We start from the raw sequence: 18,360 nt of genomic DNA, 5'->3' as shown, positions 1-18,360 counted from the left end.
TATTTCCCATTAGCCATGACCGGGATCGCTTTTTAAAGTTTTTACATTACGAAACATCTTTTTGTAATTCATCCAGAAATAGCCGAAAGGGTAGTTTTGATAAAAGATTCCTTTCTTTTCATATCAATACTATCCAATCAGGTAGTTGTCGTATCCTAAGATGGAGCTTATATAGAACATATATTCAGTCAGGTTTTTAAAAATGTTGTAAATGCGAAATATTTGATGTCTGTTACGACCGGAAAAAGTGGAAAGTATTAAATAAAAAGAGGACGTTATGAATTTTTTACGTACGGTGTTTTGGACTTTTTTTGTAGAAATGCTAGTCATTGCTACTTCAGCACACTCACAGACAAACCTGACGTGGACGAAAACGTATCCGACTGTTCACGACGGTTATGCATTTGTGTTGAGTCCACTTAATAATAATGTCGTGTACATTCACGACAACGTGGAGAAAATATTCAAAGTGAGTTATGATGCGGGTTCGACCTGGAGTACACGGGGATCCATTTCGCAAGGTCCGGGCATTCGTACTATTCGCGTGAGTCCGTTGGATACTTCCATTATCGTTATGGTAGGAAATAATGGTATTCTTCGTAGTACAAATGGAGGATTTGATTGGGAACAAGTTAAAGAAGAAGGCTCGACTGACGGTGAATCATTTGACTATAATATTGTTCATCCCGACACGATGTATTTTGTCGATTTTTACACGAGTGAATTTTGGCTGAGCGCGGATACGGGCCGTACGTGGCACGTGCGTTCGGTTGTTCCTTATGGTAACGTTTGTACCATTGCAGCTGATCCTTTTCATCCCAACGTAATCGTCATAGGTGCCGGTGATACTAAGATTGCCAGGTCGACAGATTACGGTTTGACTTGGACATTGGTCAAAGGAGGGAATCCTTATTTCTCTGAATGCCCGAAAATCGTTTGGGATAAGTCGACGCCAAATATGGTGTACGCGGCTATTCAACTGGATGCTGCTTATTCATTCTTTCGAAGTACTGACGGCGGCGTGACATGGAATGATATGGGATTGTATGGAATTTTCATGTGGGGTTTGGATCAGGATCCGGTCAATGGGGATTTATTTATCGGTGTATTTGGTTCCCGAACGTCCCTCGAAGTAGGTATTTACAGAAGCGCTGATAAAGGAAAGAGTTGGCAGCAACTTGGAAACCTATTTACGTATCCTGCCATCTGGATGATTAAAGCAGCTACGAGTCATGATGTCTATGCACTCAATCAGGATGCGCTTGGCACCAATTTATATAAACTCAATACCAATCCTTCCGGCTATGGCAAAATATCCGGTACGATTACAACGACTTCCGGAGGTTTGCCGGTTGGGCATGCGTCGGTAGTAGTCGTCGGAGGTTCGGACAGTTGTATCGTCAATAATACTGACGGAAAGTACACCATGTATTTATCACCCGGCACTTATTCTCTTAAAGCTCAATCTGCTGGTGTTAATCAGGTTATCGGAAATGTCAACGTCAATGCAGGTGGTACAACTGACGTTAATTTCCAATTATCACTAAATGGAACGATGGGTTCCATTGGCGTAAGCGTGGTCAACGTCTATCAGGATGACGTCAATTCTACAGTTTTATTGTACGGTCGATATGGCAATGGTACTCTATTTCCAGCGGATACGCTATCCGGGAATACTTTTACAAATCTTTCATCACTCAATTTTTATGATTCAATTGTAGTGATTTCCGAAGCGCCTTATGTAAGGCAGTCCATTGCACAACCATCTTTGAATTCTAATTATGAATTTAATATTGATCGGGCGGACGTTTTTGTAATGGTTGATATCGCTTTCTATGGTACTTTTATGCAAAGCCATTTATTAGATTCTGGTTATACCACATATCTTTGGGATTTAGTGACTATGGGACGAAGTTTGCCTGTCGAGGCCATTGAAAAAACAAAAAGACGAGTTATTATATGGTCTGCATCATCAGCAATAACAACAACAACGGCGTTCCTCGATACATTAAGCTTACTATGTGACCGTGGAGTTCATTTATTTGCTGCAGGACCGGATTTAGTAGAATTGCATTCATCGCATCCGCTTTTTCAAAACAAACTTGGAGTCGGATTTAACGGGAACTATACATCGTCGAGTAGTTTCAAAGGATTTACCGCCAATAAAATAGGTGATGGAATTACGACATCAATTGCGTTAGGAGGCTCAACACGTGATAAGTTGACCTTGTTGAACAGCAACGTACACAAAGCATTTTATTACGGACCTAATTATGATCCCGATAGCGTTAATGTCGGAGGAGTAAATGTTGATAACACAGGGCATGGCGCGCGAGGAGTATTTATAAGCGCTCAGATTTATCGCTTATTCGAAAATTCGAATATGGGTAAAATATTAGCTAGGTCGTTGAAGTATTTCGGAAATTCATCGCCCGCACCGTTGGGTACGTCGATTTTACAGAATCCGGCGTTGTCGAAATATTTTGACATGGTGGTCGTGACCGACACAGCGTTCAGCGGCGTGCCGACGGTCAAGATGTGGGTGACCGGTTTAACCGATACTACATCGATCGCGATGGCTCAGGTGAACGGTACCAATAAAGTATACCGTGGTGCGTCGGTGTTCTCAGTCAGCGGAACTTATAATTTCCGGATCAAGGCAACTACGAGCGGTGGAAGAGATTCGATCCAGACAAGAACCTATGGCGTCACGCTGGCCAAGCCGGGACAGATCGCCTCGGTCACCACCCCCAACGGTCAAGGGACCTTGCAGATGAGCAAACATTCGGTTAAAACCGAGACCTATATGACAGCCTCGGATGAAAGTGAAACGGTTGTGAAATTCGGTCCGGAGAGCGACTACGCCGAGGAACTGGTGCTCACGATGACCTATGCCCAAGGTAATTTCGCAGATGAAGGGAAGGTGTTTATTTATCAGAAGACCGGTGATACGTGGACGCCTTTGCGTACACAAGTGTATGCGGAGAAGCATCAAGTGCGGGCCTTAGTCAAAACTTTGGGAGAGTTTAAGGTCGGGCTCGATGCTACATTTACCGGTAATAATGTTGTGCCGAAAGAATTTACATTGAAACAAAACTATCCGAATCCATTTAACCCGAGCACAACGATCGCGTTTGATCTTCCACAGGACGGTACTCTGAAGTTAGTGGTATATAATTTATTGGGTCAGCGCGTGAAGACGCTGTATAGCGGATTTCAATTGGCCGGCAGTTACCGCATCAGCTGGGATGGGAAGAATGAACTGGGCCAGCAGGTGGCGAGCGGGGTGTATTTATACCGCGTCGAAGCCGGCGCGTTTGTCAAAACGAAAAAAATGATGTTGATCAAATAAGGAGTAGAATTATGAGATCGAGGAAGATATTTACATTAATGGCTATGACGGTAGCATTGGGAATGCTTTCGTGTGGTGGCGGTTCCGGTAAAGGGGATTACGATAAACTGATAACCGAGGGCGAGACGTTGTTCGCGTCGGGAGATTACACGGAAGCCTTGGCAGCGTTTGAAGACGCTCGGGATGCGGATCCTGACAAGGCTGAAATCTACAGTGCAATAGGGTGGTGCTACATTCAGTTGAGCAATATCACGGCCGCGTCGAATGCGTTCAGTGACGGGGCGGATAAAACGAATGCACCGGCTGATTTGTTTGCCGGATGGGCGTTTGTGCTGAGTGCGGGGAAGAGTTATGCGGCGGCGAACACGGAGATCGGCGTGGCTTTGGCGTTGGATTCGGATTGGGAGTTTACGTATGGTCTTGGATTGGATGTTTCTGACTTACGGGTTTTGAAAGCGTCGAATCATTTTGTGCTGGGAGAGTTTACACAGAGTTTGGCGGAAGTAAAGATTCTGGATTCAGGATTTAATGCGAATGTGGCGACACCGGCCGGGTTGGCATCGTTGTCCCAGAAGATCGAGAGTCTGAAAACACAATTTGGGAAGAGGCGATCCTGATTTTAACGATTTTTAATTTATCAAAGCCGTTTACGGACATTCCCGTAAACGGCTTTTTTTGTTTTCTTATTTGTTAACGGAAGGTGATATGCAAACCGGATATTACGAACTTAGAATCTTTATTGTAATTACGCGCTACAATTGCTTTTTTAACATAGTTTTTATATTATGCAAAACCTTTTCATTTAAATTTACGAAAATCCATGCCTGATTTTGTTCATCTCCATAATCATTCTCATTATAGCTTACTGGACAGTTGCTGCCGTATTGATGATTTGATTGAAGCGGCCGCGAAAGATCAAATGCCGGCGCTGGCTTTGACGGATTATGGTAATCTATTCGGCGCGGCTGAGTTTTTCAATGCAGCGAAGAGCGCCAAAATTAAGCCGATCATCGGCATGGAAGCTTATCTTGCACCCAACCGGCTTGAAAAAAGTAAACTGATTTATCACCTCGTATTGCTGGCTAAAGATCAGAATGGATATTCCAATCTGATGGTATTGGCTTCTCAGGGATACCTGGACGGCTTTTATTACAAACCGCGCATTGATAAAAATTGTATTCGCCAATATGCAAAAGGATTAATTGGAACGTCAGCGTGTTTGAAAGGCGAAATTCCGCAAGCGCTGCTGCATGGCCGTTACGATGAGGCAAAAAAGATTGCCAAAGAATATATCGAAATTTTCAGCGGTGATTTTTACCTGGAAATTCAGAGACACGGTTTGAAAGCCGATCAAATAGTGAATGAAGGGATGATCCGGCTTTCGGAAGAATTGGGAATTCCTTTAATTGCGACCAACGACATTCATTACATGGAAGCCGCTGATGCTTCGGCGCATGAAGTTTTGTTGTGCATTCAATCCGGTAAAACGATTAATGACGTTACGCGGCCTAAGTATCCCGGCGATACGTTTTATTTCCGAACTTCCGATGAGATGAAAAATCTTTTTAAAGATATTCCTTCCGCTATCGACAATACTCTCGCTTTGACTGAAAAAATTTCATTTAAAATGGAGTTCGGTCAGTCCCAATTACCGCGGTATACATTACCGGAAGGTTTTGCTTCGCAGGATGACTATTTACGCCATCTTGCATACGAAGGTTTGAAAAAGAAAATGCCGGACTATTCGATGGATATCGGAAAGCGTTTGCAATATGAATTGGACATGATTACTAAAATGGATTTTCCGGGATATTTTCTGATTGTTCAGGATTTTATTAATTCGGCCAAAGAGATCGGTGTATCGGTTGGCCCGGGCCGCGGTTCTGCTGCAGGAAGCCTCGTATCGTATGCCATCGGCATTACTAATGTTGATCCGATCAAATATCAGTTGCTTTTCGAGCGTTTTTTGAATCCCGAACGTATTTCAATGCCCGATATTGATATTGATTTTGACGATCGCAATCGCGGGCGCGTCATAGAATACGTCATTAACAAATACGGTAAAGACAACGTTGCACAAATTATAACGTTCGGCACGATGGCCGCTCGCGGTGTATTACGCGACGTGGCGCGAGCGCTGAACATTGCATTGTCCGACGCCGATCGGATCGCCAAAATGGTGCCCAGAAAACTCGGGATCACGCTCAAACAAGCGCTGGATGAAGTTCCCGAAATGAAAGCGCTGGAAAAGAGTAATGACGAAAAGATGAGCCAGCTTATCCGCAATGCCCTTCGGCTTGAAGGTTTGGTCAGACAACCCGGTATTCACGCCGCCGGAGTCGTCATTACGCCCGATGCGATCAAAAAATTTGTACCGGTCTATAAATCCGCCAAAGACGAAATTGCAACACAATTTGATAAAGATTGGGTCGAGAAAATCGGCCTGTTGAAAATGGATTTTCTCGGGTTAACGACACTTACTATTATTGATGATACGTTGCGGCATATCCAGAAAAATTACGGAATCAATCTTGATATGGATGCGATTCCGCTCGATGACAAAAAAGTATTCGATCTTTTCTGGAACGGTGAAACTGTCGGCATATTCCAGTTTGAATCGCAGGGCATGACGGAATATATGAAACAACTCAAGCCTACGAGTATCGAAGATCTGATCGCGATGAATGCGCTATATCGTCCTGGCCCGATGGATTTTATCAAAACGTTTATCAATCGTAAACATGGACGAGAGCCGATCGACTGTTTTCACGTCAATCTTGAGCCGATCTTGAAAAACACTTACGGCGTCATCGTGTACCAGGAGCAAGTGATGCAAGTGGCTCAAGTTTTGGCCGGTTTTTCTCTTGGCAAAGCCGACGTAGTACGGCGCATCATGGCGAAAAAGAAGCCCGAAGAATTGGATAAAGTTCGTCCCGACTGGATCAACGGCGCTGTTGCCAACAGCTACACAAAGGAATTGGCCGAGAAAATTTTCGATATTTTGGTTCCCTTTTCGAATTATGCGTTTAATAAGTCGCATTCGGCCGCGTATTCGGTGTTGGCGTATCAAACGGCCTATCTGAAATCGCATTATCCGGCGGAATTTATGGCGGCGGTGTTATCCAGCGAAATGGCGAATACCGACCGTATTTCCGTTTTGATCAATGCCTGCGGTGACATCGGCATCGACGTCTTACCTCCCGACGTCAATGAAAGCTTAGCGGAATTCGACGTCAAAGATAATTCAATCCGATTCGGTTTAGGTGCCGTCAAGAATGTCGGGCTAGGGGCTATTGAATCGATCATATCTGCCCGTGAAAAATTTGGGAAATTCAAAACAATTTTTGATTTATGCGAACATGCCGATCTGCGATTGGTCAACAAAAAAGTTCTGGAAAGTCTTGTAATGTCCGGAGCATGCGATTCATTGCAGGGGCATCGGGCACAGCTTTTCGATGTTATCGAAAAAGCTTTATCGTTTGGTTCAAATGCTCAAGAATCGGCCAACAGCGATCAGGTTGATATTTTCGGATCGGTGAGTGGTGAGCAGAAAAAGCAACTTACTTCAATACCGTTGCCGGAAATTCCACGCTGGTCGCATGGGGAAGCGCTTGCCAAAGAAAAAGAATTATTAGGTTTTTATGCGTCGGGACATCCGTTGGATAAATACCGCGCGGAAATTGATACATTCTCGATGATCAGGATCGGCGAAGAAATTGATTTACGTGAAGGTTCAGAAATTCGTGTCGGCGGTATGATCGCCGATCTCCGTCAGATTTTCGACAAAAAAGGCAATCCGATGGCCTTTGTTAAACTGGAAGGATTTGGCGGAACGATCGAAGTGGTCGTATTTGCAAGCGTCATGAAAGACATAGCGCCGTTACTTAAAAAAGAAAATGTCGTCATGGTAACCGGTAAAATCTCTATCCGCAACGACGTGCCAGGAATTTTATGCGATCAACTTTTTCCAATTGAAGATGCTTTCGAACGATTTACCGGTAAGATTTACATTCACGTGCAACTCCATCAGCTTGGCAACGGTCTGATGGATTCAATTATTCAAACACTTCAAAAAAGCCAACAAGTAAATAATCCGGGTACAAATCCATGCGATATTCAACTGTGTGTCGATTTGCCTGAAAAAAATGCCGTTGCCAACTACAAAATCAAAAAGTTCCGCATCGTTCCCAATCATGACCTGATTTATCAATTACACAAGTTGCTCGGGCGTGGCCATCTGAAAATCGCTGCCCGATAAAATTTGCGAACCGCTCAGAATTATATTAGATTAGACTTCAACGACTCGAACCTTTCGATAAACATTATTCCTTTCCTAATTTTATGTCGTATTTACGATTCACATCGTTTTGTCTTTTATTCGTTCTGAATTCAGCAGTCATTGCTCAGCGTCATAATTTTCATTTTCAAAGGCTTGGAATTGATGACGGTTTATCGCAAAGCACGGTGCGTTGTATTTTGCAGGATCGCAAAGGATTTATGTGGTTTGGTACAGCCAATGGTTTGAACCGGTATGATGGATATTCCCTGACGATATACAAGCACAATCCGATGGATTCCACCTCACTTTCTAATGATTTAATCAGTGCGCTTTATGAGGACAATGACGGAGTACTTTGGGTTGGCACGAATGAAGGTCTTAACCGATTCGATGTCAATCATGATAATTTTACCCACTATCGCCACGATCCGTCGGATTCCACTTCGATTAACGGCAACTTTGTATCGTCGATCGCTCAGGATCAATATGGTATTTTATGGATTGGTACAAATATTGGGTTACACAGTTTTGATCCGAAAACGGGGGCATTCAAACGTTATTTTTGTGATACGGATAAAGCACGCCATCTCGGACCTATCAGGGCGTTGTTATTGGATAAAAGCGGATATACGTGGATTGCTACGGGCAACGGTTTGATTTGTCTTGATCGGGACAAACAACAGATGGCACGCTATGAATACAATTCTGGAAATCTGCGAGGGATCAGCGGTAATTCCATTACGGCATTGTGTGAAGATAATACCGGTACTATTTGGATTGGAACCGAGAATGCTGGACTTAACCGTTTTGACAAAGACACAGGTCAATTTACGCGGTATTTTCATGATCTTAAAAATTATGCCAGTTTAAGTTCCAATAATATTAACAGCATCATCGAAGATAATTTCGGTATTTTGTGGATTGGTACTAATAACGGACTTAACCGCTTGGATGCGAAACGGCAGTCGTTCAAACATTATTTATATAGTCAGGCCGACGTCCGCAGTCTTAGTCATAATACGGTTTTATCCATTTATGAAGATCGTACGGGTACTCTATGGATTGGAACGGAGTTGGGTGGGTTGAGCAATCTCAATCGTTTTCGAGACAGGTTTAAACATTACAAGCACGATCCAACCGATCCGAAAAGCTTGACAGGTAATACTGTGTGGTCATTTTGTGAAGATCGTGAAGGTACATTATGGGTTGGAACGGACGAAGGTTTATGTCAATTTGATCGTTCGGATGAATCGTTCAAGCCCTTAATGAAAGACGATTCGGGAGGACTTTATTTGAGGATCATCGAAGATAATGAAGGTTTTTTGTGGGCCGCAAGGCCGCGCAGTTTAGACAAAATCGATCCGAAATCCAAACGCGTGATATCTTACCGGTATAATTCTAATGATCCTCAGTCGCTTTCTTCGGATTATGTAACCAGCGTATATCAAGATCACCAACATGTTATTTGGGTTGGTACATCCTTAGGTTTAAATCGATTTGATCGTTCTACCAATACATTTAAACGTTATCTATTCGATCCGAAAGATAGCACATCATTGAGCGGCGCATCGGTGACAACGATTTTTGAAGATCACGCCGGAACTTTGTGGATCGGCACGCGCAACGGATTGAATCGATTTAATCGCTCGCAAGATGATTTCAAGCAGTTCAAGCGGATCCTTCATGATCCTACTAGTTTGAGCCACAATGCTGTGATGAATATATACGAAGATTTGAATAAGCAAATTTGGATCGGAACGTATGGAGGAGGACTCAACCGTTTTAATCGGGAAACGGAGACGTTTGTGCGCTTTACGGAAGAGGACGGTATTCCTAATAATGTCATTTACGGGATTCTGGATGATAACGACGGCAATTTGTGGTTGAGTACTAATAACGGCTTATCGAAATTTAATCCAATTACCAAAAGTCACAAAAATTACGATATTGCCGACGGTTTACAGAGTAATGAATTCAATCAGGGAGCAGTGTATAAAACGCGAGCCAGCGAGATGTTTTTTGGGGGCATTAATGGATTTAACAGTTTTTATCCCGATGAAATGAAAGACAATCCTTACGTACCGCCTATTGTAATTACGGCATTCAATAAATTTGACAAACGTGTTAAATTTAATAAACCCGTTTCAGATATGGATGTGATCGAATTATCGTATCAGGACAATTTCTTTTCGTTTGAATTCGTGGCTTTGGATTATACTTTACCGGCTAAAAATCAATATGTCTATAAATTAGAAGGATTCGATGAGGATTGGGTCCATAGCGGTTTACGGCGTTATGCGAGTTATACCAATTTAAGTCCTGGCGATTATGTATTCAGAGTACGAGGCTCTAATAACGATCAAGTATGGAATGAGGTTGGAGCTTCGATCGCGATTACGATTACGCCGCCATTCTGGCGAACGTGGTGGTTTTACGGCTTGGCCGTTGGTCTGATCGTATTGTTATTGGTGGTTTCTCACGAATACAGGGTTCGCCAGCGTATTGCGCACATGTTGGAATTGGAGCGCGTACGGGTACTGGAAAGCGAACGTATTCGGAAAAAAGCTGCCGATGATTTTCACGATGAATTCGGGCACAAATTAACCAAAATCGCGCTGCTTACGGAAGTTATGAAAAAAGAATTGAAGGAAGCAACGGCTGAGAGCGTGGAATCGATGAACAAGATCATAGACACGTCCAAAACGTTGTCGATCGGGATGCGTGATTTTCTGTGGACGCTGAATCCGGAAAGAGATTCTTTGTACGATGTTGCCGTCCGAATCAAGGATTTTGGCGACGAACTGTTTGAGCGTACGGGAGTTGCTTTCCGCGTGAACGGCTTGAATCAGGATATGGCTCATTTGCGTTTATCCATGGACTGGCGGAGACATTTGACCCTGATCTTTAAGGAGGCCATGACCAACATTCTGAAGCATGCTCAGTGTCACAACGTCCAATTGGAATTTAAGTTGAATTATTCAGGGATTATTGTATCTTTAAAAGACGACGGTACGGGTTTTAATGCTCACAATGGTTCGGCTGGTCAGGGGTTGATGAGCATGCACAATCGTGCACAAAAGATCAATGGTTTTTTAGATATACAATCCGGAGAACACGGCACCATCGTTACTTTTTCCGGATCATTGCCCACCGAGTTCAATTGATTTCTAAACCAAGCAGGAAAAAAATATGATAACTGTATCCATTGTCGAAGACGACAAAGACATATGCCAAAGCTTGGCTATGTTGATTAACAGTACACTGCAGTTCAAGTGCACGCATACGTACAATGATTGCGCTACAGGGATCGCCGGCGTCATAAAAGATCCGCCGAATGTTGTGTTAATGGACATTGGGCTTCCGGATATGTCGGGCATTGAAGGTATTAAGAAAATTAAAGAAAAACTTCCCGACATGGATGTTATTGTATTAACGGTCCATGAAAATGATGAATACGTTTTCGATGCGCTCTGCGCAGGTGCTTGCGGGTATTTGGTTAAAGACACTCCCACCGCACGAATTTTGGATGCGATCAAAGATGTTGCAGACGGCGGCGCACCCATGAGTACACAAATTGCACGCATGGTAGTTCACTCTTTTCAGAAAAAAACACATACGTTACTGACGCAGCGTGAGACTGAAGTTTTACAACAATTGTGTACTGGCAAAAGCTACAAAATGATTGCAGATATTCTATTTATTAGTGAAGAAACTGTCAGAAGACATCTAAAGAGTATTTACAAAAAGCTTGAAGTTCATTCAAAATCCGAAGCCGTTGCAAAAGCTTTGAAGGAAAAATTAGTTTAAACCAAGCATATAACCCGTTTAGGTTATTAACTCCCGATGCAAAACATCGGGAGTTTTTTATTTTTATTTAAACTCCTCGTCAATCCTTATCCAACAAGCCTTTACAGCTAGCCTTAATTTTTACTAACCAAAAAATCTTAGTATAACCCCAATGGGTAATTATGAAAATATTTACCCTTTTAGGTAATAGTAAGAAGAATTTCAATTAGTTAGCTTGCTACGTGCTTAGTGCATCTAATTTATAACACATCTGTTTTCCGATCTTATCTTTTTAAAGTTCTGTATTTCGACGAAAGTTTATTGCTCCCTTAAAACATCAAAACGTTCAACTTACCAAGGAGGTGTATGGTTAGAATTGTTACGATTTTGTTTTCGTACCTAATTAACGCTTCTTTTCTTAACAGAAGGAGGAACATTATGTTCAGAAGTACTATTAAAAAGCTGACCTTATTGGTAGCTTTGGGACTGCTGTCTCTTCCGGCTAATTTGTTTTCAGGAACGACCGGTAAGATAACCGGTATCGTGAAAGACAAAGAAACCGGCGATGCTCTCCCGGGTGTGAATATCATTCTTGACGGCACGACGATGGGTGCTGCAACGAATGCAAGCGGTGAATTTAGTATCATTAACGTTCCCGCTGGTGTTTATTCTATCAGTACGAGCATGATTGGTTATACCAAAGTAACCAAACAAAACGTTCGTGTACTTCCCGATTTTACGACACGTTTGGATTTTGAATTATCGCCTGAATCGCTTGGTGGCGAAGAAGTTATCATTGTTGCTGAGCGTCCTTTGATCCAAAAAGATCAGACGATGACCATGACGGTAACTTCGTCTGAAGAAATCAAGAATCTACCGATTCGTGGCTTTCAATCGGCAGCAAATTTAGGTGTGGGTATTGTTACAAATACTTATACTAATGGCGGCCGTAATGTTGACGGTGGAACGGGCGGAGTATTTGTACGTGGTGGTCGTCCCAGTGAAACAGGTGTATATATTGATGGTTTTCAACAAAACAATTTGTTAACTGGGGTTTCTAATGCTTCAATTCCAAACGGTTCTGTTGAAGAAGTACAAGTTATCACAGGTGGATTCGATGCCGAATACGGACGTAATCAATCGGGTATTATTCAAGTGACGACTAAAGCTGGCGGTCAACGCTATTCTGGAAGTCTTGAATATGTCAATGACCGTGCCATGTTTGCCCTCAACAAAAATGAGTATTACGGATATGATGTATACAGCGGTGGATTCGGTGGGCAGTTAATTCCTGGAAACAACAGGATCAAATTTTATGTTTCAGCTGAAGGAAAAGATATAACGGATGCTGAGCCCAGTGTGTATGGATATCCGAAATATAGTTTTTCAAATGAAGGGATACGCGGTGAAAATGAAGCTGATATTGACACCGTCATTTTTGATACCGATGCTAATGGTAACATTAAGTATAAAAAAGGCGCACGCCCAAAAACTTCTAGCGGATATGGCGTAAACAGTGATCGAGGAATTAACTTTCAATCGAAATTATCTTTCGATGTTATTCCAAACTCACTCCGTTTAGACCTAAATGGTAATCTTACCAGAAATTACCGTCGTGCATTTCTTCTTACCTATACGGTCAATCCTGATCATACACAGCACCGTGACTTGAGTAATATTAATATAGGCTCGGTGGCAACCTATACACTGAATGCTAATAGTTTTGCCGATTTAGGCGTTAACTATTTTTCGAATAAGCTCCATGTATATGATGATAATTACGGCAAGAATATTACCAATTATGATCACTCAACGACTGATAATACTGGCTTCTCGACTTATTACAATGATAACTTTATGCGTTTTCCTGATCGTCCGAACCAAACCTATACTCGTAGCGAAGACGCATACATTGCTGTGAAAGCCAATTATGTCAATCAGATCAACAAACAAAATCAATTAAAGTTTGGAGCTGACTTTTTCCGTCATACGGTTCGCTTATTGAATCTTCGCGAACTTTCAGCCGATCCAGTACATGGCGCGAATGATAATATTGGGTATACTGTGACAGCTGACAAGAAATTGAAAAAAGTCAACAGCGATGACCTTGAGAACAAAATTCTCGGTGCTACTCATCCGATCTCCTTCTCAGGTTACTTACAAAATAAAATGGAAGTTGAAGGATTAGTACTTCGTGCCGGTTTACGTTATGACTTATTCAACGCCGGTGTGAAACGTGTCAAAGATCTCAGCGATCCTACAGGACAGGCCAATCCTGATCATGTAGGTAAGTATACTGATCTCAATGGTAATAATACGTTTGATGTAGGCGTTGATCGTTTATGGGCCGGAACAATTGGTCCGGAAGACTATACTAATTCGAAGAGCGATAATAAGATTAGTCCGCGTTTGAGCGTTAGTTTCCCTGTGTCTGAAAAAACGCAATTCCGTATGAGTTATGGAAAGTTCTTCCAGCAACCCAATCTTAATGCCTTGTATGTGAGCCCTGATTTTCTTGAACGCCAATCAATTTCACCGCCTTTTTCGGCAAGCGTGGGTAACCCGAATTTGCATGCTGAAGAAAGCACTCAATATGAAGTTGGAATCAGAAGATTGTTAACGGATCGAATCTCAATTGACGTGAATGCTTACTATAAAGACATTAAAAACCTTGTCAACGTACGAATCACTCAATCTCAACCTAACGGACTTGTGCTGTATAATAATTATGATGAAGGTGTTGTTCAAGGTGTTAACATTGCCTTTGAAATGCGCCGGACTTCTAAAATTCAAGGACGTTTGGCCTATACGTTACAATCAGCTCGTGGAAGCGGTTCAGGACAAGCTACCGGTTTTCAAGCTGCTTGGTTAGGATTTCAAACCACTAAGCTAAATGCGCCTTTGAATTTCGATCAACGTCATACGTTCAATGCCAATTTGGATATTCGTAATGGAAAAGATGAAGGCCCCATGATTGGTGGAAATCATATTCTTGATAACGCTGGTGTCAATTTCCAATTCAATGCAGCAAGTGGTATTCCGTACACGCCTGTGAATATCAATTCGTTTGGGATTAATGGTGTTCCAGCTGGTAAACCAGTGGGGCGTAGAAATTCACAGAATCAGCCGTGGACGGTACGGTTAGATCTTAAAGCTGACAAAACGGTTTTCATCTCCAATACGATGAATGTTAATGTTTATCTGCAGGTTTTAAACTTACTAGATCATAAAAATGTTGCGCTAGTATGGCCTGCTACCGGCGATGCTGATGACGATGGATATTTGGGAACAGCAGCAGGCAGATCGCTGAATGAACGTCAGGTACAGCAATATTATCTTATAAGCCATGATGGTCTTGTATACGATACGCCACGTCAGGCTCGTATAGGAATACTATTTAATTTCTAAGAAGTTGAATTGATATAGGCGCTCTAGTTTAAAATGCGGGCGCCTATACAAAAAAATTGCATGGAGTCAATTTATGAATAAAAAAGTTTTATTTTCGGCGCTGACTATTGCCGCTACAGTTATTTTGACGATAAGTTTGTGGTCGTCATATGGCGTTGCAAAGCTTGGCCCTTCAGAAAAATTAAAAGCTCGTTTAAAAAAACCAGACATTTCCGATCTTATCCGTGTAGGCTATAATAACTGGATTTATGTGATGGAAAACAACGGTCGGTATATGCAAGATTCGCCAAATTCAGCTCCAGGAGGAGAATTTCCTCGCGGATCAGGACGAACGATTGTTTATGCCGGTGGTTTTCAGTTTGCTGCATTGAAAAAAGATACAATAAGAGCAGTTTCCGAAGCAGAGTTCCGTTCGGAATTTCAACCGGGCCGAATTACTAATTCAGGACTTCCATTTGAACAATTGGTAGCAGAAGATCCAGGTTCAGCCGATCTTAAAGTGTATCAAATCGATCGCTCTTTGTCTGGATCGGATTATACGAATTGGCCGGTCGATGCGCCGCGTGATAATAATGGAAATCCTGCATTAATTGCCGACGCTCAGACGTGGGCAGTTTTCAATGATTTGGATCTTGATTTAACTCAAGAACGTGAAGATACGGAAGACCCAGGTTTAGGAATCCAAATTACATTGGAATCGTTTGTGTACGCGTCAGGTGCTTTGAATGATGCAGTTTATTTGAAATTTACTTTAACTAATAAAACAGACGAAAATTATACCGGTGGCTATATTGGGCTCTGGATGGATCCGGATGTAAATTCTGACAACGCATCAAATGATATTGTTGGTGTGGATACATCAAGAGGTTTGGGATTCTGCTATAATGGTACTGATGCAGACAGACCTGCGGCAACTGGCTTTGATTTTTTGCAAGGTCCAGTTGTTAATATCAGCGATGTGTCACCACTTCTTGCGTCAAAATTTGCAAGCAACACATCGACTTTGGTTTACAATGGCGCTCAAAATATTTATGTACCTACGCCATTACCGGCCGGCAAAATATGGTTGGGAGCAACTGCGTTTAATACGTATAAGAGTGGTTCTCAACCGGCCAATGACGAACAGCGCTATAATCAATTAGAAGGAAAATTTAATGATGGTTCGGTTAAAACAGGCGTTGGGGTATCCGATTATTATGCCTATCGCGGAGATCCGACTGCTGCTGGTGCAGGCAGCAACCCGAACGTTGCGCAAGCGGCCGATGGCGCTGATCAGCGGATGGCACACTGTGTAGGACCTTTTAAATTGGATGCCGGCGAATCACAAGAAATTTGGGCAGCTGTACTGGGGACCAGTCAAGAGTCCGTTGGCGGAAATAACAGGTTAACAGCTGTAGCCCAATTGTTTGTTTTGGACGATGCTATTCAGCAAGGTTTTAAAGCTGGGCTTGTCGCCCCTGCTCCGCCGGATATTCCGAAAATTAATGTTGTAGGATTGGATGGTGAAGCGGTCATTACTTGGTTGAACAATTCAGAATACTCCGTCGATAAAGCCGGTGACATTCTGGGTATCAAGATCGACAGTGGCTTTACGGCTGATTACATTACTAATGACTTTCAAGGTTATCGTGTTTACAGAAGTTTAACAGGTCTTCCTGGCTCTTATGCTATGCTGGCGGATTATGATAAAGTAGACGAGTTCGGTACAGTGGTCAATATTACAATTGATCCAAGTGGCACGCTCATTACTGAGAATCTTGTTGTGGGTAACAATACAGGATTACATTATTCTTATCGCGACGAAGGGCTCACAAACGGACAGGTATATTTTTATAGCGTCACGGCATATGACGCACAGCCTTATATAGCTGATACCAAAGAACAGGTTACTTCGCCGTTTGGCGGTACTGTTGACAAACCGAGCGGATATCCAATATCGTTGGAGACATCGCCTGCAGCCAATGTGGTTTCAATCGTACCGATGAAACCGCTAATTGGAAAAACCTATGCTGCATCACTTGGCGAAGTCGAACACTCTGCTGGCACTGGGGATGGGAACGTCACAGTTGAAGTAGTCGATCCATCTAAAATTACTGGCCATGTGTATAAAGTTGAATTCTTCACCTTACACACCGTTGATGGATACACGGATGGTACGATGGCTTATAGATTAAGAGATACTACTACCAACTTGTTAGTGCCTTTCCAAACCAGGACTAATGATCCGAATACTGCAGCCGACGAACGGTATTTTGATACGCGGATTGCAATTCCTGATAACGATCATAGCGATGAAGAATTTAATATAGCCGACGGAATGCTCATTGGCGTATATGGTCCGGCACCTGGGTTAAATCCTGGAGGCGAACATGTCGGCTGGGATATACCAACCGGTACGCGTCAATTTACTTTTGCCGGTGGCGCCAATGCCGGTGGGCTTGAAGCGTTTAGTGGAGCCCTCGGCTGGGATCGTCCTGTACATTTCTTCGGAAATGAAAACGATCGCTATCCTTCTGTAGATCTGAAAAACATTTTAATTAAATTAGCCTCAACGGATGCTAATGGTGATCCGCTTGATGTTAATGATGTAAATTTATCTTATGGCCATCGGTATCTGCGTAATGCTCAATTAGCTCCTGCGCAGCCTGCATTTGTTCCGTTCATGATAAATACTACGGCTACGTACGCTTATCAAGATTTTGTAAAGACAGTGCCGCTTTCAGCCTGGGATGTAGAAGATCCTGATAATCCACGCCGTCTGGCCATTGGTTTCTTGGAAAACAATGTGACAAATGGTTTGGTCAATGGCAAATACTGGCCGCCATTCTTTTCTAGCGGTGATAACTATGCGGGTACTGGTCCAAGGGAATGGTTATTCATTTCCGATAAGACCTATGCAACTACGTCCGATCCGCAATTGATGGTCAATGCTCTAAGCACAGCTAATATGCCAATTATGTATATGGCAACATGGGCTAGAAGAAATAATACGGGATGGTCGGCATCCGGAACCGGTAGTGATCAATTCAGATTCTTCCACGTTCGGCCAAATGCCGTTGACGATGTATTTAGATTTACTACTGTGGCTGCTCCGACGATGACCGACAAGAAATCTTTGAAAAAAGAACTCAAGGACGTTCGGGTCGTACCGAATCCATATTATGCGCGTTCCTCTTATCAGCCGCAACTTTTTGATAAGCGATTAAAATTTATCAATCTGCCCGGACAATGTACGATCAAAATCTTTACGGTTTCTGGCGATTTAGTTAGAACCCTTGTTCATAATGCAACTTCTAACAATAATCGAGTCAATACGAATCCGTTAGATAGTCGTTCGACGCCGACAGCAGGCGAAACTTCAGTCGAGGTATGGAACCTTCAGAATGCGGGTAACAAATTTGTCGCAAGCGGCATGTACATTGCCCTAATTGAAGCTCCGGGAATCGGTAAGACAACCGTTAAATTTGCAGTCATTCAAGAAGAAGTTCGTGTTAACGGTCCGGATATTCAATAAAAGACAGCTGTCCATTGTTGG

7 protein-coding genes are annotated in these 18,360 nt (G+C 42.7%); all 7 read left to right on the top strand.

What is annotated here, in order from left to right; translation table 11 throughout:
- Positions 1 to 277: 277 nt before the first annotated feature.
- Complete coding sequence (locus K1X84_04380; GenBank protein ID MBX7150851.1) at positions 278 to 3,352, top strand: carboxypeptidase regulatory-like domain-containing protein; 3,075 nt, start codon at positions 278 to 280, stop codon at positions 3,350 to 3,352.
- 11 nt (positions 3,353 to 3,363) lie between these two features.
- A complete protein-coding gene (locus K1X84_04375; GenBank protein ID MBX7150850.1) occupies positions 3,364 to 3,969 on the top strand; it encodes a tetratricopeptide repeat protein in 606 nt (201 codons plus the stop codon).
- Between the two features lie 203 nt (positions 3,970 to 4,172).
- Positions 4,173 to 7,610 (top strand): DNA polymerase III subunit alpha, encoded by a 3,438-nt coding sequence (dnaE, locus tag K1X84_04370; protein ID MBX7150849.1) that lies wholly within the window; start codon positions 4,173 to 4,175, stop codon positions 7,608 to 7,610.
- Positions 7,611 to 7,693: 83 nt separating this feature from the next.
- The gene (locus K1X84_04365) at positions 7,694 to 10,795 is read left to right on the top strand and encodes a histidine kinase (GenBank protein ID MBX7150848.1); all 3,102 of its coding nucleotides are present in this window, start codon (positions 7,694 to 7,696) and stop codon (positions 10,793 to 10,795) included.
- 25 nt (positions 10,796 to 10,820) lie between these two features.
- Complete coding sequence (locus tag K1X84_04360; protein ID MBX7150847.1) at positions 10,821 to 11,438, top strand: response regulator transcription factor; 618 nt, start codon at positions 10,821 to 10,823, stop codon at positions 11,436 to 11,438.
- A 417-nt stretch (positions 11,439 to 11,855) separates the two neighbouring features.
- On the top strand, positions 11,856 to 14,825 hold the full coding sequence (locus tag K1X84_04355; protein MBX7150846.1) for a TonB-dependent receptor: 2,970 nt from the start codon (positions 11,856 to 11,858) through the stop codon (positions 14,823 to 14,825).
- Between the two features lie 73 nt (positions 14,826 to 14,898).
- Positions 14,899 to 18,339 carry a hypothetical protein gene (locus K1X84_04350; GenBank protein ID MBX7150845.1) on the top strand — a complete coding sequence of 1,147 codons (3,441 nt, stop codon included), beginning with the start codon at positions 14,899 to 14,901 and terminating at the stop codon, positions 18,337 to 18,339.
- Positions 18,340 to 18,360 lie beyond the last annotated feature (21 nt).

This window comes from bacterium, from assembly GCA_019695335.1.
Lineage (GTDB): Bacteria > CLD3 > CLD3 > SB21 > SB21 > JABWBZ01.
Note: the sequence above shows the minus strand (reverse complement) of the source record. Positions and strands in the feature narration are given on the sequence as shown.

Coding starts and splice junctions, on each gene's coding strand:
- K1X84_04355 (MBX7150846.1), top strand. CDS start 11,856: ATGTTCAGAAGTACTATTAAAAAGCTGACCTTATTGGTAGCTTTGGGA.
- K1X84_04375 (MBX7150850.1), top strand. CDS start 3,364: ATGAGATCGAGGAAGATATTTACATTAATGGCTATGACGGTAGCATTG.
- K1X84_04360 (MBX7150847.1), top strand. CDS start 10,821: ATGATAACTGTATCCATTGTCGAAGACGACAAAGACATATGCCAAAGC.
- K1X84_04365 (MBX7150848.1), top strand. CDS start 7,694: ATGTCGTATTTACGATTCACATCGTTTTGTCTTTTATTCGTTCTGAAT.
- K1X84_04350 (MBX7150845.1), top strand. CDS start 14,899: ATGAATAAAAAAGTTTTATTTTCGGCGCTGACTATTGCCGCTACAGTT.
- dnaE (MBX7150849.1), top strand. CDS start 4,173: ATGCCTGATTTTGTTCATCTCCATAATCATTCTCATTATAGCTTACTG.
- K1X84_04380 (MBX7150851.1), top strand. CDS start 278: ATGAATTTTTTACGTACGGTGTTTTGGACTTTTTTTGTAGAAATGCTA.